This window comes from Streptomyces sp. P9(2023), assembly GCF_032436795.1.
In the GTDB taxonomy this organism is placed as follows: domain Bacteria; phylum Actinomycetota; class Actinomycetes; order Streptomycetales; family Streptomycetaceae; genus Streptomyces.
On record NZ_JAUPWM010000292.1, the window covers coordinates 1 to 320 of the forward strand.

General features: G+C 39.4%; 1 protein-coding gene. It reads left to right on the top strand.

Annotated features, from left to right (window positions below):
- Window positions 1–79: 79 nt before the first annotated feature.
- On the top strand, window positions 80–320 hold a 241-nt coding region (locus Q5762_RS37680), incomplete at its 3' end, for a hypothetical protein (RefSeq protein ID WP_315896819.1).

Below are 320 nucleotides of genomic sequence, written 5' to 3' on the forward strand. Positions count from 1 at the left end.
GATGAACGCTTGAGCCGTTAGCGTACTGCTAGCGGGATGTGAAGAAGTAATAACAATCTAACACCGGGGTATATGCTACTTGGCTGAAAAATCAGATATTATACTTTTTATAGTTAATGCACCTCAGTACTTTGTATCACATCGATTTGATATTGCAAAGAAAGCTTGGAATGCTGGCTTTAAAATACATGTTGCATCTTCGACAGCAACGGAAGAAGACCAAAGGGCTATTTCCATATTGAAAGAATATGGTTTTGAATATCATGAGCTACCAATTAGAAGAGGTGGGGGGGATCCAATTAGCGAGGCTTTTAGCATAG